Genomic DNA, 19,831 nt, shown 5'->3' with positions numbered 1-19,831 from the left:
CCCTCTCGCTCAGAGAGTGCCGCCGGGCCCCGCCGGACACAAGCCGCGATGCCGGGGACGTGACTGCCGTTTCAGACGCCGCAAAGCGCGGGATCGAACGGGTAGGTGATCAGGTTCTCGTAGCCCGTCTCGGTGATCAGCACCTGATCCTCGAGCTTGATGGAGAAATCGCCACCCTCGGGCGAGACCAGCACCTCGACGCAAAGCACCATGCCGGGTTCGAGCGCATAGTCGTAGGCGCCCGCCACGGCGCGGTCGGGATAGGCCACGAGCGGCCACTCGTCGCAAAGCCCCACGCCGTGCATCAGGCAGCCGTATTTCTGCTTCTGGAACTGCGGGTCGAGCACGTGAGTGTTGGCCGAAAGCTCGGGAATCGCCACGCCGGGGTACAGCATCTCCATGTTGGTCCGGATGTGCTCGATCCCATGCAGCATGGCGTAGATCATGTCGGGGCGCGGCTTGGCCTCGCCGATCCACCAGGTGCGCGAGATGTCGACGCAGATACCGTAGCAGCCGACGAGATCCGTGTCGAAGGCGAGGATCTCGTTGCGCCGGCAGACCCGCGGCCCGCATTCCTGAAACCACGGGTTGGTGCGCGGGCCTGAGGTCAGCAGCCGGGTTTCGAGCCACTCGCCGCCGCGGCGGATGTTCTCGGCATGCAGCACCGCCCAGACGTCGTCCTCGCAGGTTGTGCCGTCGCCGATGTGGGCCCGCGCGAAATCCTCCATCGCGCGCACGGAGGCTTCGCAGGCATGGACCGCGCAGCGCATGGCGCGGATCTCGTCGGGGCCCTTCACCGCGCGCGCCTTTTCGGTCACTTCCTCGCCGTCGCGCACGTCAAAGCCCTGCGCCTCAAGCGCGCGCAGCCCGTGCAGCATCACCTTGTCCACGGCGAGGCGCTTGTTTTTTCCCGCGTGTTCCGCAAGCAGGACGCGCACTTCGTTGGCGAAGACATCGGCGGCGACATCCGTCTTGTCGCCGCGGTCGAAGTAGAACAGATCCGCCCCGGTGCGCTGTTCGCGCACCAACGGGTTGAACCGCGACAGGAACATGCCGTTCTTGTAATCCCAGATCACCATGTAGCCGTCGGCGCAGAGCAGAACCGCCCGGAACGGGTTGTGGGTGTTCCAGATCTGCATGTTGGTGCTGTCGGTGGCATAGCGGATGTTGAGCGGGTCGAACATCAATAGTCCGGCATAGCCGCGATCCTGGATCGCGCGGGTGAGCCGGGCATGGCGGTAGGCGCGCATCGCCGGCAGGTCGGGCAGGTCGAGCCCGGCGGCGCGCCATTCGGCAAGGGCCAGCTGGGTCGGGCCGATCTCGATCCGGTCCATGTCGTTGGGCGATCCGTCGCGCAAAGTGTCGCCACCCAGCGGATCGATCTTGCGGTGATCGCGGTAGTGAAGGTTCATCGCGCGGCTCCCGGTACTGACGCCAAGTCTGCGATGCGTCCCGCCAGGGCGGCCCGCGTGAAACCGACGCCCGCCGGCGTCGTTTTTGGCCCATGACATTGCCGGGCAGCCGGTCTAGAGGCGGGGCATGACCGAGATCCTGCATGACGCACTTCCGGACGATCTTGACGGCCCGCGGCCGCTGCCCGGAGTCGCTCCGCTGGCGCCGGACGGCTGGCTGCGCGTCGACGATGCTTATACCGCGCAGATGGCCTACCGGCGCCAGCTGCTCGACACCCGCCGCACGGATGTGCTCTGGCAGGATGCGGACGCCGGCAATGCCGCTGATGAAATCCTTGACGAAGCACTGAAGCTTTTGACTGCACGCGAGTTCAGGATCGATGACGGTACGATCACCTGTCCCGACGGCGCGCGCGTGTCGCGCGATCTGCCGCCTCTCGAAGTGCTAGGTCGGACGTTGCAGGAGGATATCTGCCTGCTCGAAAAGCGCGGCGCCGAACACGTTTTGACCGGTGCGTGCCTGTGCTTTCCGGCAAGCTGGCGACTGTCGGAGAAGGCCGGACGCCCCCTGACCGCGATCCACGATCCGGTTCCGGAATACGACGCAGGCATCGCGCGCCGCGTTCAGCGCCTGTTCGACGGGGTGCAGCCGGGTCGTCCGCTCTGGCGCTTCAACCGGCTCGCCTACGTCGATCCGGACCTGCACCAGCCCGAGCGCAAGACCACGGGGCAGGGCAACTATATCCGCTCGGAACGCCAGTCGATCCTGCGTATGCCGCGCACCCAGCCCGTGGTCTTCACCATCCACAGCTACGTCGTGCGCACGACCTAGCCGTCGATCTGGGCCGCCATGATCGCAATGGCCTGCTGGTAGACCGTGGCCGCGTTCCATTGCTTGATGACCGCGAAGTTGGGCTGACCTTCCTGGTAGCCCTGTCCCGGACGCCAGCCTTTCGACCGCAGGAAATTCGCCGTCGAGGCCAGCGCGTCGACCGAATTGTAGAAATCCACGCGCCCGTCGCCGGTGGCGTCGACCCCGTAGCGCAGCGCGTTGCCAGGCAGGAACTGGGTGTGCCCGAGCTCGCCGTGCTTGGCGCCGCGGGTGTCGCCGGTGATCGCGCCGCGGTCGACCAGCGTCAGCGCACCTAGGGCATGGGGCTTGAAGAAGTCCGAGCGCCGGCAATCGTAGGCCAGCGTAGTGATCGCCGAAACGACCGGCGTGTCACCCATGAAACCACCGAAGGCGGTCTCCATACCCCAGATCGCGATCAGCACGCCCGAGGGCACGCCGTATTGCTGCTCGAGCACCTGGAACAAGCGCGCGTTGTTCGCCTTGCGCTTGCGTCCCTGTGCGACGATCGTGGCCGAGCCGCGCACCTGCATGAACTTCTGCAGCGAGTAGCGGAAGGACTTCTGATTGCGGTCCGCGTTGATCGTAGTCTGGCTGTAGCGTGCCGAGGCCAGCGCCTGCAATCCGCGCTGACCGACACCTGCGCGCTGCGCTTCGGCTGCGAAAGCCGATTTCCAGCCTTCGAAACCGCTGGAGGTATTGCCGCAACTCGCCGCGAGGGCCGGCCCGGTCATGGCCGCGAAACCGGCCGCGACGAGGACGTTTCGAATGGTCGATCGCATGTGAAAGCCCCTTGCGCTGACTGTGGACGTGCTGTGCCTTCCCGCTATCGTGGCGCAAACTGGCAGGTTTGTGAACAGCTTGCCGGTTCGAGGTCCTGCCTTTTTACCGTCCTGACGCGATTGTCATTGCGCGCCGCGGTCTCAGGGCAGGATACCGGTGGCCGCGTCAAGCGCGCTGGCCATGCGCGGTGCATTCACCAGAGCGAAGAACCCCAGTGCCGTTGCGGCCAGTCCCGCGCCGTGGGCCAGCGGAAAGCGGACCCGTGCCCAGCGGGCCTTGGCCATGAATGCGGGTACGGCGGCGAAATGGGCGTCCGCCGGGTCGCGGGGGTGCGGGCGGCCCAAGGCAAGGTCCGCCTCGTCGCGGATCGGCTTGTCGAGCAGCAGGATCGGCGGCGCCTCGGCGCTCGGCATCGCCGTGGGATCGAGCGTGCGCGCCACCGATGCGAGCGTCTCGTCGCCCATCGCCGCCCAGTCGAACGCATCTTCTGCTTGGCTGTCCGCATCAGTCCCCAGCGCCGCGCAGAAGACATCGGTGGGCAGAAGAGTGGCCGGATCGAGCCAGCGCACGGTGTGCGCGGAGACGTGGCGCGCGAGCCCGTCGACGATCCCGGCCATCAGCGGCTCCGGGTCGATGAGCTCAGCATCCTCGCTATCGTCCGCGGCGAAGACATCCATGACTACGACAACCTCGGGCGCGTCGGGTTCAATCTCGACAAGCTGACCGTCCTCGTCGGTTTCCTCGCGCAGTTCCGGCAGCTTCACGTAAAGCAGCAAGGCGAAGTCCCGGGTGATGATTTCCTTTTCGGTGCGCGACACCGACATGCGCTCGACGGTAGGGTGTCCGAAGCGCGAGAGATACTTGTCCACGAGGTCTGCCGCGAGCCCCAGGTCGATCCGGTCCGTTGCTCCGATCAGAAGTCCCGCTTCGAGAAATGCGCCGTTCTGGTTCATCGTATCGACCCCGATTGTCCACGCGGTTTACCGCCTTGCCGCGAATTTGGCGCGCAAAGGCGGAGTCGATGCGTCCGAAATATGTCAAAGTTGCGGTATTTCGCGCCGCGCGTGAGCGCTGACGACCGAATGGCGAACAGTCTGACCTAGGGCGCGCGGCCGAGATTTTCCGCGAGATGCCGGCGCAGGTCGCGCAGGTCGGTCATGAATTCTGCCCGCGCCGAGCCGACCGTGTTGCGCGACTTCACGGCGCGATTGCGACGCGGCTGGTTCTTGCCGTCGAGCCAGACCTCGATCAGGCCCTGACGTCCATTGCCGCTGGCACTGAAGTCGCGGGTTTCTATCCCCATCTCCGCGCCGATAGACCGGGCAAGCCCGGCATCGCGCGAATCGTAGAAGCGCAGGTGCGGTTCGGAGATCCGCACGTTGACGCGCTGCGGGCTGGCAACCGGGAAACCGGTCCGTTCGAGGGTCTCGACGTTCGCCATCATGCGCGCCTTTGGCACGCTGCGCGGAGCATAGAGATGCAGGGCGACGGCATCGACATCGCCGCCCGCGGCTTCATAGTCCGCCGACAGCACGGGGTCCGCATCGTCCTGGCCATCAGGTGCAGCCGAGGGTTCGCCGGTATCTTCCTGCGCCGCTCCGGTTGCGGTGTCGTTGTCAGCCGCCCGCGGAGGCGGACGCGCAATGACGATATCGATAGCTGTCAAGTCGGAGGTGGCATTCCGTGACACCTCCGCGACGTCCGGTTCGACCGGCGCATCCGCGATGACGGCCGGTGCGTCCTGTCGAGGCAATGCGGCACTCCTGGGCGTCTGGCCGCCGCCGCTGACGCGCGGCGCTGCCTCAGACAGCGACAGACCAGCGTCCGCGTCCGATCCGGCCGACGCATCTTCTTCGCTGAGCATCCCGATGGCGCTGGTCGCACCCAGGCCGAGTGCGAAGCCGAAGCCCAGAAAAAGGCTGCAGACCACGACGGTCATCACGTCGCGGGTCAATCTTCGCAGCAGAGAGGGGCGCGAAGGTGACAAAGGCGGGGCCGGCGGCGAGTCCGTCGTAGCCTTGCGAGCGGTCTGAGGGTCAGGCCCGCGGTCGGCCAGACACCGTTCACGGCGCGCTCGGGCATCCTCGAGCCGCTGCTCCCAGTTGGTCTCGTTTAGCAGGTCCTCCACGATCGCCTCGCGAGTCTGCCGTTCTTTCACTGTCTTGCCGGAGTCCTGCGTCACCTTCACCATACCCGATACCCCCCGAAACACACGGGTCCGACAAACCGTCGGCTGTCACTGTCTAAATTCTACTACGGCGGGAGTATTCTTCCACTTAAGCGACGCGAATCCACGTGTGCTGAGCGAAATGTTGCCAAAACGGAAAAAGCGCCCCCGATTTTGGGGGGCGCTTTGAGTTTTCAGACGGAAGGTGCTGCGTTTAGCAGCTGTAGTACATGCCGAACTCGACCGGGTGCGGCGTATGCTCGTACTTCTCGATCTCTTCCATCTTGAGCTCAATGTACCCTTCGATCTGATCGCGGGTAAAGACATCGCCCTTGAGCAGGAAGTCCATGTCCTTCTGGAGCTCTTCGATGGCCTCGCGCAGGCTGCCGCAGACCGTGGGGATGTCGGCCAGTTCTTCGGCCGGCAGATCGTAGAGGTTCTTGTCCATCGCCTCGCCGGGATCGATCTTGTTCTGGATACCGTCGAGCCCGGCCATCATCAGCGCCGCGAAGGCGAGATAGGGGTTCGCGGACGGGTCCGGGAAACGGGCCTCGACGCGCTTGGCCTTGGGGCTTTCGGTCCACGGAATCCGGACGCAGCCCGAGCGGTTGCGGGCCGAGTAGGCGCGCAGCACGGGAGCTTCGAAACCCGGGATGAGACGCTTGTAGGAGTTGGTCGACGGGTTGGTGAAGGCGTTGAGCGCCTTGGCATGCTTGAGCAGCCCGCCGATGTAGTAGAGCGCCTCCTGGCTCAGGTCTGCATACTTGTCGCCGGCAAAGAGCGGCTTGCCGTCCTTCCAGATCGACATGTTGACGTGCATGCCGGTGCCGTTGTCGCCGTAGATCGGCTTGGGCATGAAGGTCGCCGACTTGCCGTAGGCGTGGGCCACGTTGTGGATGACGTACTTGTACTTCTGAAGTTCGTCGGCCTGCTTGGTCAGCGTGTTGAAGATCAGACCAAGCTCGTGCTGGCACGAGGCCACTTCGTGGTGATGCTTGTCGACCTTCATTCCGATGCGCTTCATCGTTGACAGCATTTCCGAGCGCAGGTCTTGGCTTTCGTCGGTGGGGTTGACCGGGAAGTAGCCGCCCTTGATGCCCGGGCGGTGGCCCATGTTGCCCATCTCGTAGTCGGTGTCGGTGTTCCAGGACGCGTCCGATGCATCAACTTCGTAGGATACCTTGTTGATTGTATTGGAATACCGCACGTTATCGAACAGGAAGAACTCGGCCTCGGGCCCCATGTAGGCGGTGTCGCCGATGCCGGTCGACTTGAGGTATTCCTCGGCCTTCTCGGCCGTGCCGCGCGGGTCGCGCTCGTAGGCCTCGCCGGTGTCGGGCTCGACCACCGAGCAGTGCAGACAGACGGTCTTCTCGGCGTAGAACGGGTCGATGTAGGCGCTGTCCGGGTCCGGCATCAGCTTCATGTCTGAGGCTTCGATCGACTTCCAGCCGGCGATGGAGGAGCCGTCGAACATGAAGCCTTCCTCGAGGAAATCCTCGTCGACGAGGTCCGCCATTACCGTGACGTGCTGCAGCTTGCCGCGCGGGTCGGTGAAGCGGATGTCGACATAGGCGACCTCCTCGTCCTTCATCATCTTAAGAAGCTCTTTGCTCATTCTCGCTGGTCCCTTTTCGTTTTGGAATGATGTGTCAGAGCGCGTCCGAACCGGTCTCGCCGGTGCGGATGCGGATGGCCTGTTCGACGGTCGATACGAAGATCTTGCCGTCGCCGATTTTCTCGGTCTTGGCCGCGCCGATGATGGCATCGATGGCGCTGTCGACCATGTCGTCGTCGAGGACGATCTCGATCTTCACCTTCGGCAAAAAGTCGACGACGTATTCGGCACCACGATAGAGCTCTGTATGTCCCTTCTGGCGACCGAAGCCCTTAACCTCGATCACCGAAAGCCCCTGCACGCCGACGTCCTGCAAGGCTTCCTTGACCTCATCAAGCTTGAACGGCTTGATGACAGCTTCGATCTTCTTCATCGGATTCCTCCTACCGCGTTCTCGCCCGACAGATCATCTCGTCCCTGCAGGGTCCATGCGGCCTCACGGTCGCATCTCGACGGCGCAAGCGATTTGACACGTCCGCGACCAATTTTCGGGCGAAGCGACTAATGTTTGGGCGTTTTTGAATCGTGCGCTCCGACTCTGCGCGATGTCAGGCGAAGGCGCTCGGTCGGGCGTGTCCGCCCCGGCCGACCTCTGACCCGCGCAGCCCGTGCGAACCGCCTCTCGACCTCACCTCGGGGTTGCGGCAGGGTGACCGTCGAAGGGGAATGAACGTGCACCTGCTGAGCGCCGCCGAGATGCGCAATGCCGAGGACCGGGCGATCGGGTCCGGGGCCGTGACCGGGCTCGAGCTCATGGAGCGCGCCGGGGCAGGCGCCGTGGCGACGGCGTTGCAGCACTGGCCGGCGCTGGCGGCAGGCGGACATGCCGCCATCTTCTGCGGGCCGGGAAACAACGGCGGGGACGGTTTCGTCGTGGCGCGGCTGCTGGCGCTTCGCGGCTTGTCGATCTCTCTCTGGCTGCTGGGCCATCCGGATGCGCTGCCCGCCGATGCGGCGCGAAACCACGACATCTGGGTCAATTCGGGAACGGTCGGCGATCTTGCTGCCGCGTCCGACGAGACGCTGGCCGCGGGCGCGGACCTGGCCGTCGATGCTCTGTTCGGCACCGGGCTGAGCCGTCCCGTGACGCTGCCGTTGGACCGCATCTTCTTAAACGCTCCGCGTGTCCTTTCCCTCGACATCCCGTCCGGGCTTTGCGCAGACAGCGGACGGGTAATCGGCGGGGCTGAGGGCAGCGCAGTCACGGCGGACCTGACAGTGACGTTTCATCGCGCCAAACTCGGGCACTATCTGTCCGAAGGGCCGGCCCATTGCGGCACACTGGCCGTCTGTGACATCGGCCTGCCGGACAGTGGGACGCGCTGATGCCTGTTCGTCTCGTCACCCGGCACACCATCGACATCGGCACCCTGCGCAAGGCCGCGGGCCACAAGTTCAGTCACGGGCATCCGCTGGTGCTGAGCGGTGGGCCGGCACGAACCGGTGCGGCGCGACTGGCGGCGCGCGGCGCCCTGCGCATCGGCGCCGGCCTCGTGACGCTGGCAGTGCCGCCTGCCGCCTTGCAGGAGGTTGCCGCACAGGTCACTGCCGTGATGCTACGTAGCTGCGAGGATGCCTCGGCGCTGCGCGCGTTGCTCGACGATCGGCGTATCACCGCAATCTGCGCTGGCCCGGGTCTCGGGCTCGAGGGCATCCAGGAGGGGCTTCTGGCCGAGGTCCTCGCCGCGCGGCGTCCGACCGTGCTCGACGCGGATGCGCTGACACTGCTGTCGCGATCCCCTTCGCTGCGCGCGGCGCTGCACGCTCACTGCCTGCTGACCCCGCATGACGGCGAGTTCACGCGCCTGTTTCCCGGCATCGCGGAGCGGCTTTCGGCCGCCCCGGCAAAGGGACCGGCGATGTCGCGCCTCGATGCGGCACGCGAGGCGGCGCGCGACGTCGGCTGCCCGGTGCTGTTGAAAGGCCCTGACACGGTGATCGCATTACCGGACGGGGCGGCCTCGATCCATGCCGCAAGCTACGACCGCGCCGCGCCCGGACTTGCCACCGCCGGGGCCGGCGACGTGCTGGCCGGGTTCATCGCGGGCCTGCTGGCACGCGGCCGGGACGTTCGGTCCGCCGCCGAAACCGCCAGCTGGCTTCACGTCGAGTGCGCGCGCGTCTTCGGTCCGGGTCTCATCGCCGAGGACCTGCCGGAAATCCTGCCGCGGGTTCTGCGCGACCTCGAAGCCTGACAATGCCCGGTCGCGTCGATTTGCCCTCGCCAGCGTGAAACCACTTTGGTAGGAACCGGCCAGCCGGCGATCCCGGCGCGCGTGCGGGTGTGGCGGAATTGGTAGACGCACCAGATTTAGGTTCTGGCGCCGCAAGGCGTGGGGGTTCAAGTCCCTTCACCCGCACCAAGCCTCCGGAGCGAGTTTGTCGCCAGCCGGTTTCAGCGCAGCACGTCTTCCTCCGTTAACCTCCGGCTGCCGTCCTAGGCAAATGGCGGGGCGCCTGCGACCGTTGCGGCAGATGGGCAGATGCCACGCGGTCGTTTCGGTCATTTCCTGGAGCTTTAAGCGACTCACTTGTCCGGCCGCGTCGGACGGCCCGCGATCCTGAGTCGTGATTGTCACCATCGCGGCAACGGAGCGCCGTGCAACGCCAGCGTGTTTCCCGATTCCGCGCCGTGTCTGGTGATTTCATCCTGCGGTTTAGTGGCCAAAATCGAAAAAATCGCGCGATTTTTCGAGTGTTGTTGACCGGTGAATCCACCTTTTTGCGGTAAAGGAGCGGTTGTATTCGCGCGCTTCCAGGTAGTGAAGTTAGGAATCGTCCTTATCTTTCAACGCGGATGGTAGATTTATAATCCATTCAGGGGTTATCTCTCACGCAAGACGAGTACATTTTCAAACGAAAAAAATACAAATCTAACAAATTGCTGGAATCAACGCATTCCGGGAAAACCGATTTCAGATGCAAATGAGGAGTTAGTCAGTGAAACATTACGTAGATATACACGTCGGCCAGAAGCTGAAGCAGATCCGTCGCCATCGCCGGATGTCGCAGACCGAAGTCGCCGAACAGCTGAACATTTCGTTCCAGCAGGTTCAGAAATATGAAATGGGAACCAACCGCATCGCGGCCAGCCGCCTGTTCGATCTCGCACAGGTCCTGAACGTTCCCACTTCCTATTTCTTCGAAGGGATGAAGTCCGAAGACGACGCCCAGGCCGCGCGCGACACCGACGCGCAGATCCTCGACGCGCTTTCCGCGATCAAGGACGATCGGCTGAAGCTGCGGATCATGACCTTTGTCAACGACATCTGCGGCGTCGCCCAGACCCGGACGGCCTGAGTTTGGTATCCGGTCGGACCGTGTTTCGCGGTCCGGCCGGGGTAACGAGTAGGACGAGAGATCGTCACCGGTAATTAGTAGACGCCGCATAGCTCAATGCATTTTCAGTAGCTAGTGACTAGAGCGCCAAGGGTCCCGGCCACCGTCGGGGGAGGAGGCGATCAATTTTTATAGACTGTCCGGGCGCCGGTGTGCGGTGGCCGTCCCGGAAATCCAGGCCGCTGCCGCGGCCTTGAGCGCCCGTCGTTTCCTCCCCAGGATATGGCGGGCGTGCTCGTTTCCGGACGATACCTATCGACGTGGTGGCGTCGCAATCCCGCTTGCGGCCATGCCGGACGCATCGGATAACTGTCGAGATGGCCGCCCTTGCCGGGCCGCCGACACCGGTGAACGCGAGATGACGGATACGGCGCATCCCTATCTGATGATGGCGCGCAACAACGCTTGGGCGAATGAAACCCTGTACGATGCGCTGATACGGCTCCCCGAGACGGCGTTCTGCGGTCCGCGTCCCGGCTTTTTTCCCTCGCTGCGGGTCACGATGGCCCACATTCTGACCGTGGATCGCTACTACCTTGCCGCACTCGAAGGGACACCGACGCCCTACGCCGAGATCGAGACCCCCGAGACGCGCGGCGCCGGGACGCTTGCCGCGGCTCAGGCGGTCGAGGATGCGCGGTTCGTCGCGCTATGCCGCGATCTTGACGCGACGACGCTGGGGCAGAGCCGCGAAACGCCGCGCGATGCGGGCGCACGGTGGGAACGTGTGGACGATCTGCTTCTGCATCTCTTCCAGCACCAGGTGCATCATCGCGGGCAGGCGCATGTCCAGCTGCAGCATGCCGGCGTCGCCCCGCCGCAGCTCGACGATTTTTACCTCGACTACGGTCGGGTGCCGACGGCGCAACGCTGGCGAGACCGGTGACATCTTGGGCGAATGGCGCGGCCGACGCGTGCAGGCGCGGGCTACGAACATCGCGCGGAAACACTTCGACGCCGCCCGCCGAAACCGGTAGTCTGCGCGCATGACAGCTCTATTCGACCTGATTTTCTGGATCGTCCTTCTGATCGCGCTCTTTCTCGGCATTCGCTGGTTGCAGCGGCGCAAGGACAAGTAAACGCGGCGTGGCCTGTCGCCGGGCCGCGCCCACCCCTCGAACACCCGCAAGATGAGACCGTCCCGATGTCCCTGATCACAAGCTGGCTCGAAAGCGCGAATGCGCCCGACACCGACTTCCCGCTCAACAATCTTCCCTACGGCGTGTTTTCCCTTGGCGGAGCGCCCGGACGCTGCGGGGTTGCCATCGGCGACAGCATTCTCGACGTGGCGGCCTTGGAAGAGGCGGGCGTGTTGTCGTTCCAGCGAACGCTGACGACCGGCACTTGGAACGCGTTCATGGCGCTCGGCCCCGCAGCCTGGTCCGCATTGCGGTCCGAACTGACCGCGCTGCTTTCCGAGACGACGGAAACCCGCGCGCAGGTCGAGGCGGCGCTGGTTCCGATGGCGCAGGTCCGGATGCAAATGCCGTTCCGGGTGTCGGAATACACAGATTTCTACGCCAGCCGGAACCACGCCTTCAACGTCGGCTCGATGTTCCGCGGGCCCGAGAACGCATTGCCGCCGAACTGGCTGCACATTCCGATCGGTTATAACGGACGCGCGTCCTCGGTCGTGGTGTCCGGGACGGACGTGCGCCGACCGACGGGGCAGCTGAAGGGACCGGATGACGATGCGCCCCGGTTCGGCCCTTCGCAGCGCTTCGATATCGAACTCGAATTGGGGGCCGTCGTCGGGACCGCCTCTGAGGGGCCGATCGATATCCGCCAGGCCGCGGCCAATATCTTCGGCTACGTGCTGCTCAACGACTGGTCGGCGCGCGACATCCAAGCCTGGGAGTACCAGCCGCTCGGACCCTTCCAGTCGAAGGCGACGGCGACCTCTATCAGTCCGTGGATCGTGACCGCGGCCGCACTGGAACCTTTCCGCGTGCCGACGCCCGAGCGCGAGATCGAACTGCTCGACTATCTCAAGGAAGATGGCCCATCGCTTTATGACATCGCGCTCGAGGTGGCGATCACGCCCGAGGGCGGCACGGAACAGGTGCTGTCGCGCACCAACTACCGCGAGATGTACTATTCCGCCGCCCAACAGCTTTGTCATCACACCGCGTCGGGTTGTCCGATGCGGGTGGGCGACTTGCTGGGCTCCGGCACGATCTCGGGGCCCGACAGGGAGAGCCGCGGCTCGCTGCTCGAACTCAGCTGGGGCGGCAAGGAGCCCATCGAACTCGACGGCGGCACGACGCGTAGCTTCATCGAGGATGGCGACACCCTGACCTTGCGCGGCGCGGCGGAAGGGAACGGCTACCGCGTGGGCTTCGGCGCATGCACCGGCAAGCTCCTGCCGGCACGGGGATGAACCCGCCTTGAGCTTCAAGAGCAGGCGCGCGAATTCGCCGAGCCCATCGCGCGGAAAGGTCAGCCGAAGGTCGACAGTATGCAGATCCAGATACCGCTGACGCGTGACCTCGTGCTGATCGGCGGAGGGCATGCGCATGCGCTGGTGCTGCGCATGTGGGGCATGAACCCGCTGCCCGGCGTGCGCGTGACGCTGATCGATCCGAACCCGGCGGCGCCTTACACGGGGATGTTGCCGGGCCATGTCGCTGGCCACTACCGGCGCGAGGAACTCGACATCGACCTCGTGCGGCTTGCCCGCTTTGCCGGGGCGCGGCTCATCCTGGGTGCGGCGACGGCGATCGATCCGCAGGCGCGGACGGTCAGCGTGGCGGGGCGCGGCCAGATTGCCTGGGACGTGGCCTCGATCGACGTCGGCATCCATGGGCGGATCCCGGGCATCGCGGGGTTCGACGAACACGCCGTGGCCGCCAAGCCTCTCGATATCTTCGCGGATCGCTGGCGGACGTACTTGGCGAGCGTCGCCGCGGGCGATGTCCCGGCTGAGGCCGCCGTGATTGGCGGCGGGGTCGCGGGGGCCGAATTGTCACTCGCGATGGCCTTTGCGCTGCGCGAAGTGGCCCGTGCGACCCCGAAGCTCACGCTGATCGAGGCCGGGCAAGACCTCCTGAGTGCAACGCCGTCGGCCCGGCGTGGCCTCGCCGCGGCGATGGAGCGCCTGGGCGTCACGGCGATCACCGGCGCGGAGGTCGCGGGTGTGCGGCAAGATGGCGTGACCCTCGCGGACGGCCGGCATGTGCCGAGCCGCTTCACCGTGGGCGCGGCCGGTGCTTATGCGCATCCGTGGCTGGCGCAGACCGGATTGCCGGTCACCGAGGACGGCTTCGTCCGGGCCGGCGCGGATTTGCGGGTGGTCGGTCAGGACTCGCTTTTCGCGGTGGGCGACTGCGCGCATCTCGACGCCGCGCCGCGACCCAAGGCCGGGGTCTTCGCGGTCCGGGCGGCGAAACCGCTTCTCGACAACCTGCGCGCGGTTCTGTCTGGGCGCGAGACGCGTCCGTTCCACCCGCAGCGCCATTACCTCAAGCTGATCTCTCTTGGGGACAAATCCGCCATTGCCGAGAAGTGGGGTCGCAGCGTCGCACATCCCGTGCTGTGGCGCTGGAAGGACCGGATCGACCGGGCGTTCATGGAAAAGTTCCAGACCTTTCCGGAAATGCGGCAATCTTCACTGCCTGCGGAGGTCGCGGCAAGTGTTATCGAAACCCTGGGCGAGAGGTCCGACCCCCTGTGTGGCGGCTGCGGGTCGAAAGTGGCGCCCGGCGCGCTTGGCGCGGTGCTGGACGCATTGGACCAGCCCGGCCGCGCCGACGTGCTCTCGGGTCCGGGCGATGATGCGGCGGTGCTCGACACGGGGGGTGTGCGGCAAGTGCTGACGACGGACCACCTGCGCGCCTTTACCGACGACCCCGGCTTGATGGCGCGGATCACGGCGGTGCATGCGCTCGGTGATATCTGGGCGATGGGCGCGGCCCCGCAGGCGGCGCTCGTCTCGGTGATCCTGCCGCGCATGTCGGAGGCACTGCAGGCGCGCACCATGTCCGAAATCATGCAGGCGGCCGGCGCGGTTCTGGGAGCTGCGGGTGCCGAGATCGTCGGCGGTCATTCGACCATGGGCGCCGAGATGACGATCGGATTCTCGATCACCGGGTTGCTCGACGGCGCGGCGATCACCCATGGTGGCGCTCGGCCCGGCGACGCGCTGATCCTGACGCGCCCGATCGGCACCGGCACGCTGCTCGCGGGCGAGATGCAAGGCAAGGCCCGGGGCAGGGACGTGGCGTGGGTCCTGGCGGCAATGGCCCGGCCGCAGGACGATGCCGCGCGGATCCTGTCGGATGCGCATGCGATGACGGACGTCACCGGCTTCGGCCTGGCCGGGCATCTCATGGCGATCTGCCGCGCCTCGAAGCTGGCCGCGAAGATAAACCTCGATGCCGTGCCGCTCTACGACGGCGCGCTGGACCTCGCGGAAGCGGGGATACGCTCGACGATCTGGGCGGCGAACCGGGCGGCGGCCCCCGTCGCAGGGGCCGAAGGCGCGCGTGGCGCGCTGCTGCACGACCCGCAGACCAGCGGCGGACTGCTGGCGGCGGTCGATCCCGACGCGGCGCGTCCGCTGGTCGCCAGCTTGCGCAACGCCGGTCATGCGGCAGCGGTCGTGGGACGCTTGGAAACCGGCCCGCCATCGATCCGCAGCGGTTCGGATTGAGCGCCGGAGTTTTGCAAAACTCCGGCCCGTTTTCTTGCAAGAAAACGGGTATGGATGTCCGGTCCTCGAAAAATCGGTTCAGGTGGACAGCAAGCGTCGCGCGGTGTCGCGCAGGGTCGGCTCGGACAGATCCCGCAGCTCCAGCGTCTCGATGCCGTCCGACGGGGTCATGCGCTGGTAGCGCGGATCGTAATGCGTGGTGATCAGCGTCGCGGCCAGATCCCGGTATGCCCCCTGCGCCGCCAGCTTGCGCCAGTCGGCAACCTGCGAATGCCCGTGATATGTCACCAGCTTGCCCAACACCGCGTCGAGCCGGTCGGAATCGGCCACCATGTCGGGGTAGCTTTCGACCAGATGCCTCGCGCGCGCTGCAAGCGGCGCGCTGATCCGGATCCGTCGCGCCGAGCCCATCGCCTGCCAGAGCATAGGCGGGATCACCCGCTGGCCGATCTTGCTGCTTTCGGCCTCGACGAAGACCGTGCGCGCAGGATCAAGCCGGCGCAGGCTTTCCGCAAGACGGCTTTCGAACATCTTCTGGCTCGGCTGCGCCTCGCCTGTCGGGCCAAAGACCGAGCCGCGATGCTCGGCCATCGCCTCGAGGTCCAGCATCTGGCCGCCCTCGTCGGCGATCAGGTGCAAGAGCCGCGTCTTGGCTGTCCCGGTGCCGCCGTCGATGACCACGACCGGCGGTGCCACGCGCCGATCGTAGAGCAACTCGGCCACGCAGCGGCGATAGGACTTGTAGCCGCCCTCGATGGTGTCGGCGCGCCAGCCCACCTGTTTCAGGATTGTCGTGAAAGAGCCCGAGCGCTGCCCGCCGCGCCAGCAGTAGACCAGCGGGCGCCAGCCGCCGTCCCGGTCGGCCAGCGGTCCCTCGAGATGGGTCGCGGCGTTGCGCGAGACCAGCGCGGCGCCGATCTTGCGGGCGAGAAACCGGTCCTGGCGCACGTAGATCGTCCCGACCTTGGCCCGCTCGGCGTCCGAGAGGACCGGCAGGTTGATCGCACCGGGCACGTGATCCTCGGCGAATTCCGATGGCGAGCGCACGTCGACGACCTGATCGAACAGCAGAGTGTCGAGGTCCTCGAGCCTACCCAGAACCTGCGCCATCCTCTCAGGCCGGCTCGGTCCGGGCCAGCGCGTCGGCGCGCATCTTCGACAGCGTCACGCGCGGGGTCAGCGCCTCGGGCGAAATCGCCAGCGACAGGACCGCCCCGGTTTCCGAGGCCAGGGCGCGATCGAAGGCGGCAGCGAAATCCTCCGTCCGCTCGACGCGCTCGCCGTGAAAGCCGTAGACTCGCGCCAGGGCCGCGAAATCCGGGTTGTGCGTCATTGTCGTGCCAGAGACGCGCTCGGGGTAGCTGCGTTCCTGATGCGCGCGGATGGTGCCGTAGATGCCGTTGTCGAGCACGAGCACGACCGGTTGCGCTCCGGCCTGTGCCGCGGTGGCAAGCTCCTGGCAGGTCATCTGGAAATCCCCGTCGCCGGCGAAGCAGACGACCGTACGGTCGGGATGGGCGACCTTGGCTGCGATGGCGGCGGGAAGCCCGTAGCCCATCGCGCCGGATTGCGGGGCCAGCAGGCGGCTGTGCGGCCCGAAGCGGAAGAACTTGTTGGGCCAGACCGCGAAATTGCCTGCGCCGTTGGTCAGGATCACGTCCTCGGGCAGGGTGTCCCGCAGGTGCGCCATGACCGCGACCATGTCCACGGGCGAGGGCTGGGCCGGAGCGTCGAAACTCGCCTCGAAGTCGCGTCGACCCGTCGCGCACCAGTCGGACCAGCCGCCTTCGACGGGCTGCAACGCCTGTGCAAAGGCGTTGGGCCCGGACTGGATACCGAGCGCGGGCCGGTAGATCTTGCCGATTTCCGCCTCCGAGGCATGGACATGGATTAGCCTCTGGCGCGGCTCGGGCACCGAGAGCAGCGTGTAGCCGTCGGTCGTCATCTCGCCAAAGCGCACGTTGACGGCGAGGATCGTGTCGGCCTCCCTCAGCAGGCGCTTGGCATGCGCAGGCATCCCGACGCCGGCCTCGCCACAGAAAACCGGCGAAGCATTGTCGAACTGGTCCTGGTAGCGGAAGGCGGCGAGAACGGGAATGCCCGAGCTTTCCGCAAAGCTCTGCAGCGCCGCGCGCCCGGGCTCGTTCCAGTTGCAGCCGCCGAGCAGGATCAGCGGTCTCTCCGATACGCGCAGCATCTCGGCGACACCGGCCATTGCGGCCGGCGACGGGGCGGCTTCGAACACCTCGGACGGGGCTGACACCGGCGCGGCATCTGTCTGTGCGACCAGCATGTCCTCGGGCAGGGCGATGACCACCGGTCCCGGCCGTCCGGCGGTCGCGGTCTTCCAGGCGCGCGCGATGATCTCCGGCATGCGCGCGACGTCGTCGATCTCGACCGCCCATTTCGCCATCGTGCCGAAGACCGCGCGATAGTCGAGTTCCTGAAACGCCTCGCGGCCTTTCATGTCGGTGCCGACCTGGCCCACGAAAACCAGCATCGGGGCCGAATCCTGCATCGCGGTGTGAATGCCGATCGACGCGTTGGTGGCCCCCGGCCCGCGGGTGACGAAACAGATCCCCGGGCTGCCGGTCAGCTTGCCCCAGGCGGCGGCCATGAAGGCGGCGCCGCCTTCCTGCCGGCAGAGCACGAAATCGAGCCGTCCGGCGGTGTCGTGCAGCGCGTCGAGCACGGCGAGGTAGCTTTCGCCGGGAACGCCGAAGCTTTTCGTGGCGCCCAGTCCGAGCAGGCAATCGACCAGCAGCCGGCCTCCGTTGCGTGTCATCGTCGTCCCTCCGCGGAAGATGCGTTCCTGCGGGTTGTGGCGCGACACGGGGATGCTTGCAAGGGGCCGTCTTGCGGGCGCCGCGCATCGGTCACGGGGGGAATTTGCGCTTTCCCCGGGCCGTGCGATGGGATTGTGTGGCCGCCAGACCCGTTCTGACTCGCAGCCGAAAGGACCACCATGCGCCGCATCACCGAACCGGAACGCCAGATCGACGTGATCCGCGAAACCGACGTGATCGTCGTGGGCTCGGGTCCCGGCGGGCTTGCCGCCGCCCTTGCTGCCGCCCGGGCCGGGGTCGAGGTGGTGCTCGTCGAGCGCTTCGGCTGCATGGGCGGCAACATCACGGTTGTCGGCGTGGAGGGCTTTGCCTGGTACCGGCACGAACAGACCGTCGAGGCCGGCGGCATTGGGCGCGAATTCGAGGATCGCGCCAAGGACATGGGCGCGGCGGTGCCCGAAAGCCAGTCGCTCAGCTACGAACTCGACAGCGAGGGATTCAAGATCGTCGCCGACCGGCTGGTCGAGGAGGCCGGGGTGCAGCCGATGCTGCACCGGCAGTTTGTCGCGCCTGTGATGGACGGCGACGCGATCACGGGGATCATCACCGAGTCGAAGGCCGGACGCGAGGCGATCCTCGGCAAGGTGGTGATCGACGCCACGGGTGATGCCGACGTCGCGCACCGCGCCGGCGCGCCGACCCGGATGACGCCGCCCGAGGGCATGATGGCGGCCTCGGTGATGTTCCACCTCGCCGGGGTGGACAAGCGCACCTTCATGGCGGGGATCCAGAACGATCCGCAGACCTACAAGGACTGGGGCGGGGGCGGCGAATGGGTGATCGAGACCTCGGGCAAGGAAGACGCGATGTTCTCGCCCTTCATCAAGAAACCCTTCGACGCCGCGATCCGCGACGGGCTGATCCCGGCGCACCTGACGACCATCGCAGGAACCTGGGGGGCGATGCATGACACCGGCGAGCTGACCTACATGAACCTGATCCAGCTCGACGGCGTGGACGGCACCGATCCCGACTCGCTGACGCGCGGCGAAATCGAGGGGCGGCGCCAGGTCGGTCACGCGATCGAGGCGCTGAAACGCTACATGCCGGGCTGCGGAAACGCGCGGCTGCGCAACTTCGGCATGAGCATCGGCATCCGGGACACGCGCAAGATCGACGCGCTTTACGACATGACCGAAACTGACGTGCGCGAAGAGGGCCGGTTCGAGGATTCGATCGGGATTTATCCCGAATTCATCGATGGCTACGGCATCCTTATCCTGCCGACTACCGGACGCTACATGCAGATCCCGTTCCGGTCGCTGCTGCCCAAAAAGATCCGCAACCTCGTCGTCGCGGGACGGTCCAGCGGTGGTGACCGCATCGCACATGCCGCGACGCGCAACATGTCCTGCTGTGCGGTCATGGGGCAGGGGGCCGGGATCGCCGCCGCCCAGGCGGTGCGCTCGAACCGCGATCTGGCGGAGGTCGACATCGTGGCGGTGCAGACCGAACTGGCGCGCCAAGGCGTGCGTTATAGCTGAGCTACCATCCGAAGCGGTCGCGGATGCGGTAGACCAAAACCGAAGGCGCCAGAAACCAGGGGCTGCCGGAATAGAACGGCCGGGTCGGGCAGGGAATGCGGTCGAAGGCGGTGTCGCCGCCTTCGAGCCCTGCCGCCTTGCGACCGATCTTCATGCCCAGATAGCCGGCCATGCCGGTCCCCGAGCCGCAGTATCCCATCGCGTGATAGAGTCCGCGATCCTCGCCCGCGTGCATCAGCGTGTCGAAAGTGTAGCCCACGGTGCCGCACCACGAGCGGCGGATGCGCGTGTCTGAGAGCTCCGGGAAGAGCCGGCGCAGGTCGGCCAGCAGCCGTGGGCCGGTGACGTCCGGGTCGGTCTCGGACAGCGATACGCGCCCGCCGAACAGGATGCAGGACCGGTCCGGCGAGGGGCGGTAGTAGGTGACCAGCCTTCGCGTGTCCGACAGGATCCGGTCGGTCGGCAGCAGGCGGTCCATGAGACCCTGCGGCAGCACCTCGGTCGCGATCATGTAGGAACCGATCGGGATCACGCGCCGCCGGTGCCACGACGAGAGGGGGCCGCTGTAGCCGTTGGTGGCAAGGATCACCTTGCCGGCGCGGATCGTGCCCTTCGCTGTACGCAGGCGAAAGCCCGCCACTGTGCGCTCGAGTTCGGTGGCGCGGGCGTGCGGCACGATCC

The 19,831-nt window shown here is 66.1% G+C and carries 17 protein-coding genes and 1 tRNA gene; 9 read left to right on the top strand and 9 right to left on the bottom strand.

Annotated elements, in window-relative coordinates; all coding sequences use genetic code 11:
* Positions 1 to 71: 71 nt before the first annotated feature.
* Complete coding sequence (dddP, locus tag R5H30_RS01790; protein ID WP_318326271.1) at positions 72 to 1,412, bottom strand: dimethylsulfonioproprionate lyase DddP; 1,341 nt, start codon at positions 1,410 to 1,412, stop codon at positions 72 to 74.
* A 127-nt stretch (positions 1,413 to 1,539) separates the two neighbouring features.
* On the opposite strand from dddP, the gene R5H30_RS01785 reads away from it, so the two are divergent.
* Complete coding sequence (locus R5H30_RS01785; protein WP_318326270.1) at positions 1,540 to 2,244, top strand: heme-dependent oxidative N-demethylase family protein; 705 nt, start codon at positions 1,540 to 1,542, stop codon at positions 2,242 to 2,244.
* On the opposite strand, the gene R5H30_RS01780 is transcribed toward R5H30_RS01785, so the two are convergent.
* From R5H30_RS01780 to R5H30_RS01760, 5 genes are all read right to left on the bottom strand, one after another.
* Entirely contained in the window at positions 2,241 to 3,044 is an 804-nt protein-coding gene (locus tag R5H30_RS01780; RefSeq protein WP_318326269.1) for a lytic murein transglycosylase, read from the bottom strand. The two genes, R5H30_RS01785 and R5H30_RS01780, sit on opposite strands and share 4 nt — an antisense overlap.
* 141 nt (positions 3,045 to 3,185) lie before the next feature.
* Positions 3,186 to 3,998 (bottom strand): hypothetical protein, encoded by an 813-nt coding sequence (locus R5H30_RS01775; protein ID WP_318326268.1) that lies wholly within the window; start codon positions 3,996 to 3,998, stop codon positions 3,186 to 3,188.
* A gap of 146 nt (positions 3,999 to 4,144) precedes the next feature.
* Entirely contained in the window at positions 4,145 to 4,984 is an 840-nt protein-coding gene (locus tag R5H30_RS01770) for a hypothetical protein (RefSeq protein ID WP_318326267.1), read from the bottom strand.
* Positions 4,985 to 5,426: 442 nt separating this feature from the next.
* On the bottom strand, positions 5,427 to 6,830 hold the full coding sequence (glnA, locus tag R5H30_RS01765) for a type I glutamate--ammonia ligase (RefSeq protein ID WP_318326266.1): 1,404 nt from the start codon (positions 6,828 to 6,830) through the stop codon (positions 5,427 to 5,429).
* Between the two features lie 34 nt (positions 6,831 to 6,864).
* The gene (locus R5H30_RS01760) at positions 6,865 to 7,203 is read right to left on the bottom strand and encodes a P-II family nitrogen regulator (protein WP_318326265.1); all 339 of its coding nucleotides are present in this window, start codon (positions 7,201 to 7,203) and stop codon (positions 6,865 to 6,867) included.
* Positions 7,204 to 7,502: 299 nt separating this feature from the next.
* Here R5H30_RS01760 and R5H30_RS01755 point away from each other — a divergent pair, with 299 nt between their 5' ends.
* From R5H30_RS01755 to R5H30_RS01725, 7 genes are all read left to right on the top strand, one after another.
* Positions 7,503 to 8,156: an NAD(P)H-hydrate epimerase gene (locus tag R5H30_RS01755; RefSeq protein WP_318326264.1), complete on the top strand. Its 654-nt coding sequence runs from the start codon at positions 7,503 to 7,505 to the stop codon at positions 8,154 to 8,156.
* Complete coding sequence (locus R5H30_RS01750; protein WP_318326263.1) at positions 8,156 to 9,025, top strand: NAD(P)H-hydrate dehydratase; 870 nt, start codon at positions 8,156 to 8,158, stop codon at positions 9,023 to 9,025. Before R5H30_RS01755 ends, R5H30_RS01750 begins: the two co-directional genes overlap by 1 nt.
* Positions 9,026 to 9,108: 83 nt before the next feature.
* Positions 9,109 to 9,193: transfer RNA gene (locus R5H30_RS01745), tRNA-Leu, on the top strand.
* A 577-nt stretch (positions 9,194 to 9,770) separates the two neighbouring features.
* Positions 9,771 to 10,130: a helix-turn-helix domain-containing protein gene (locus R5H30_RS01740; protein WP_318326262.1), complete on the top strand. Its 360-nt coding sequence runs from the start codon at positions 9,771 to 9,773 to the stop codon at positions 10,128 to 10,130.
* 397 nt (positions 10,131 to 10,527) lie between these two features.
* The gene (locus tag R5H30_RS01735; protein WP_318326261.1) at positions 10,528 to 11,055 is read left to right on the top strand and encodes a DinB family protein; all 528 of its coding nucleotides are present in this window, start codon (positions 10,528 to 10,530) and stop codon (positions 11,053 to 11,055) included.
* Positions 11,056 to 11,313: 258 nt separating this feature from the next.
* Positions 11,314 to 12,549 (top strand): fumarylacetoacetase, encoded by a 1,236-nt coding sequence (fahA, locus tag R5H30_RS01730; RefSeq protein WP_318326260.1) that lies wholly within the window; start codon positions 11,314 to 11,316, stop codon positions 12,547 to 12,549.
* 78 nt (positions 12,550 to 12,627) lie between these two features.
* Complete coding sequence (locus R5H30_RS01725; RefSeq protein WP_318326259.1) at positions 12,628 to 14,820, top strand: slr1591 family oxidoreductase; 2,193 nt, start codon at positions 12,628 to 12,630, stop codon at positions 14,818 to 14,820.
* 78 nt (positions 14,821 to 14,898) lie between these two features.
* On the opposite strand, the gene mnmH is transcribed toward R5H30_RS01725, so the two are convergent.
* Positions 14,899 to 15,930, bottom strand: a complete 1,032-nt coding sequence (gene mnmH, locus R5H30_RS01720) for a tRNA 2-selenouridine(34) synthase MnmH (RefSeq protein WP_318326258.1) — start codon at positions 15,928 to 15,930, stop codon at positions 14,899 to 14,901.
* Between the two features lie 4 nt (positions 15,931 to 15,934).
* On the bottom strand, positions 15,935 to 17,605 hold the full coding sequence (locus R5H30_RS01715; RefSeq protein ID WP_318326257.1) for a thiamine pyrophosphate-binding protein: 1,671 nt from the start codon (positions 17,603 to 17,605) through the stop codon (positions 15,935 to 15,937).
* A 180-nt stretch (positions 17,606 to 17,785) separates the two neighbouring features.
* Between R5H30_RS01715 and R5H30_RS01710 the strand changes: the two genes are divergently transcribed.
* Entirely contained in the window at positions 17,786 to 19,150 is a 1,365-nt protein-coding gene (locus R5H30_RS01710; RefSeq protein WP_318326256.1) for an FAD-dependent oxidoreductase, read from the top strand.
* Position 19,151: 1 nt separating this feature from the next.
* Here the strand turns inward: R5H30_RS01710 and R5H30_RS01705 are convergent.
* On the bottom strand, positions 19,152 to 19,831 hold a 680-nt coding region (locus tag R5H30_RS01705), incomplete at its 5' end, for an NAD(P)/FAD-dependent oxidoreductase (RefSeq protein WP_318326255.1).

This window comes from Roseobacter sp. FCG-D35 (genome assembly GCF_033436665.1).
In the GTDB taxonomy this organism is placed as follows: domain Bacteria; phylum Pseudomonadota; class Alphaproteobacteria; order Rhodobacterales; family Rhodobacteraceae; genus JAWQFO01.
This window is presented reverse-complemented; position numbering and strand designations above follow the sequence as displayed.

Bases quoted from the DNA above. Each gene is read 5' to 3' on its own strand.
- dddP (WP_318326271.1), bottom strand. From the start codon at position 1,412: ATGAACCTTCACTACCGCGATCACCGCAAGATCGATCCGCTGGGTGGC.
- R5H30_RS01785 (WP_318326270.1), top strand. From the start codon at position 1,540: ATGACCGAGATCCTGCATGACGCACTTCCGGACGATCTTGACGGCCCG.
- R5H30_RS01780 (WP_318326269.1), bottom strand. From the start codon at position 3,044: ATGCGATCGACCATTCGAAACGTCCTCGTCGCGGCCGGTTTCGCGGCC.
- R5H30_RS01775 (WP_318326268.1), bottom strand. From the start codon at position 3,998: ATGAACCAGAACGGCGCATTTCTCGAAGCGGGACTTCTGATCGGAGCA.
- R5H30_RS01770 (WP_318326267.1), bottom strand. From the start codon at position 4,984: ATGACCGTCGTGGTCTGCAGCCTTTTTCTGGGCTTCGGCTTCGCACTC.
- glnA (WP_318326266.1), bottom strand. From the start codon at position 6,830: ATGAGCAAAGAGCTTCTTAAGATGATGAAGGACGAGGAGGTCGCCTAT.
- R5H30_RS01760 (WP_318326265.1), bottom strand. From the start codon at position 7,203: ATGAAGAAGATCGAAGCTGTCATCAAGCCGTTCAAGCTTGATGAGGTC.
- R5H30_RS01750 (WP_318326263.1), top strand. From the start codon at position 8,156: ATGCCTGTTCGTCTCGTCACCCGGCACACCATCGACATCGGCACCCTG.
- R5H30_RS01735 (WP_318326261.1), top strand. From the start codon at position 10,528: ATGACGGATACGGCGCATCCCTATCTGATGATGGCGCGCAACAACGCT.
- fahA (WP_318326260.1), top strand. From the start codon at position 11,314: ATGTCCCTGATCACAAGCTGGCTCGAAAGCGCGAATGCGCCCGACACC.
- R5H30_RS01725 (WP_318326259.1), top strand. From the start codon at position 12,628: ATGCAGATCCAGATACCGCTGACGCGTGACCTCGTGCTGATCGGCGGA.
- mnmH (WP_318326258.1), bottom strand. From the start codon at position 15,930: ATGGCGCAGGTTCTGGGTAGGCTCGAGGACCTCGACACTCTGCTGTTC.
- R5H30_RS01715 (WP_318326257.1), bottom strand. From the start codon at position 17,605: ATGACACGCAACGGAGGCCGGCTGCTGGTCGATTGCCTGCTCGGACTG.
- R5H30_RS01710 (WP_318326256.1), top strand. From the start codon at position 17,786: ATGCGCCGCATCACCGAACCGGAACGCCAGATCGACGTGATCCGCGAA.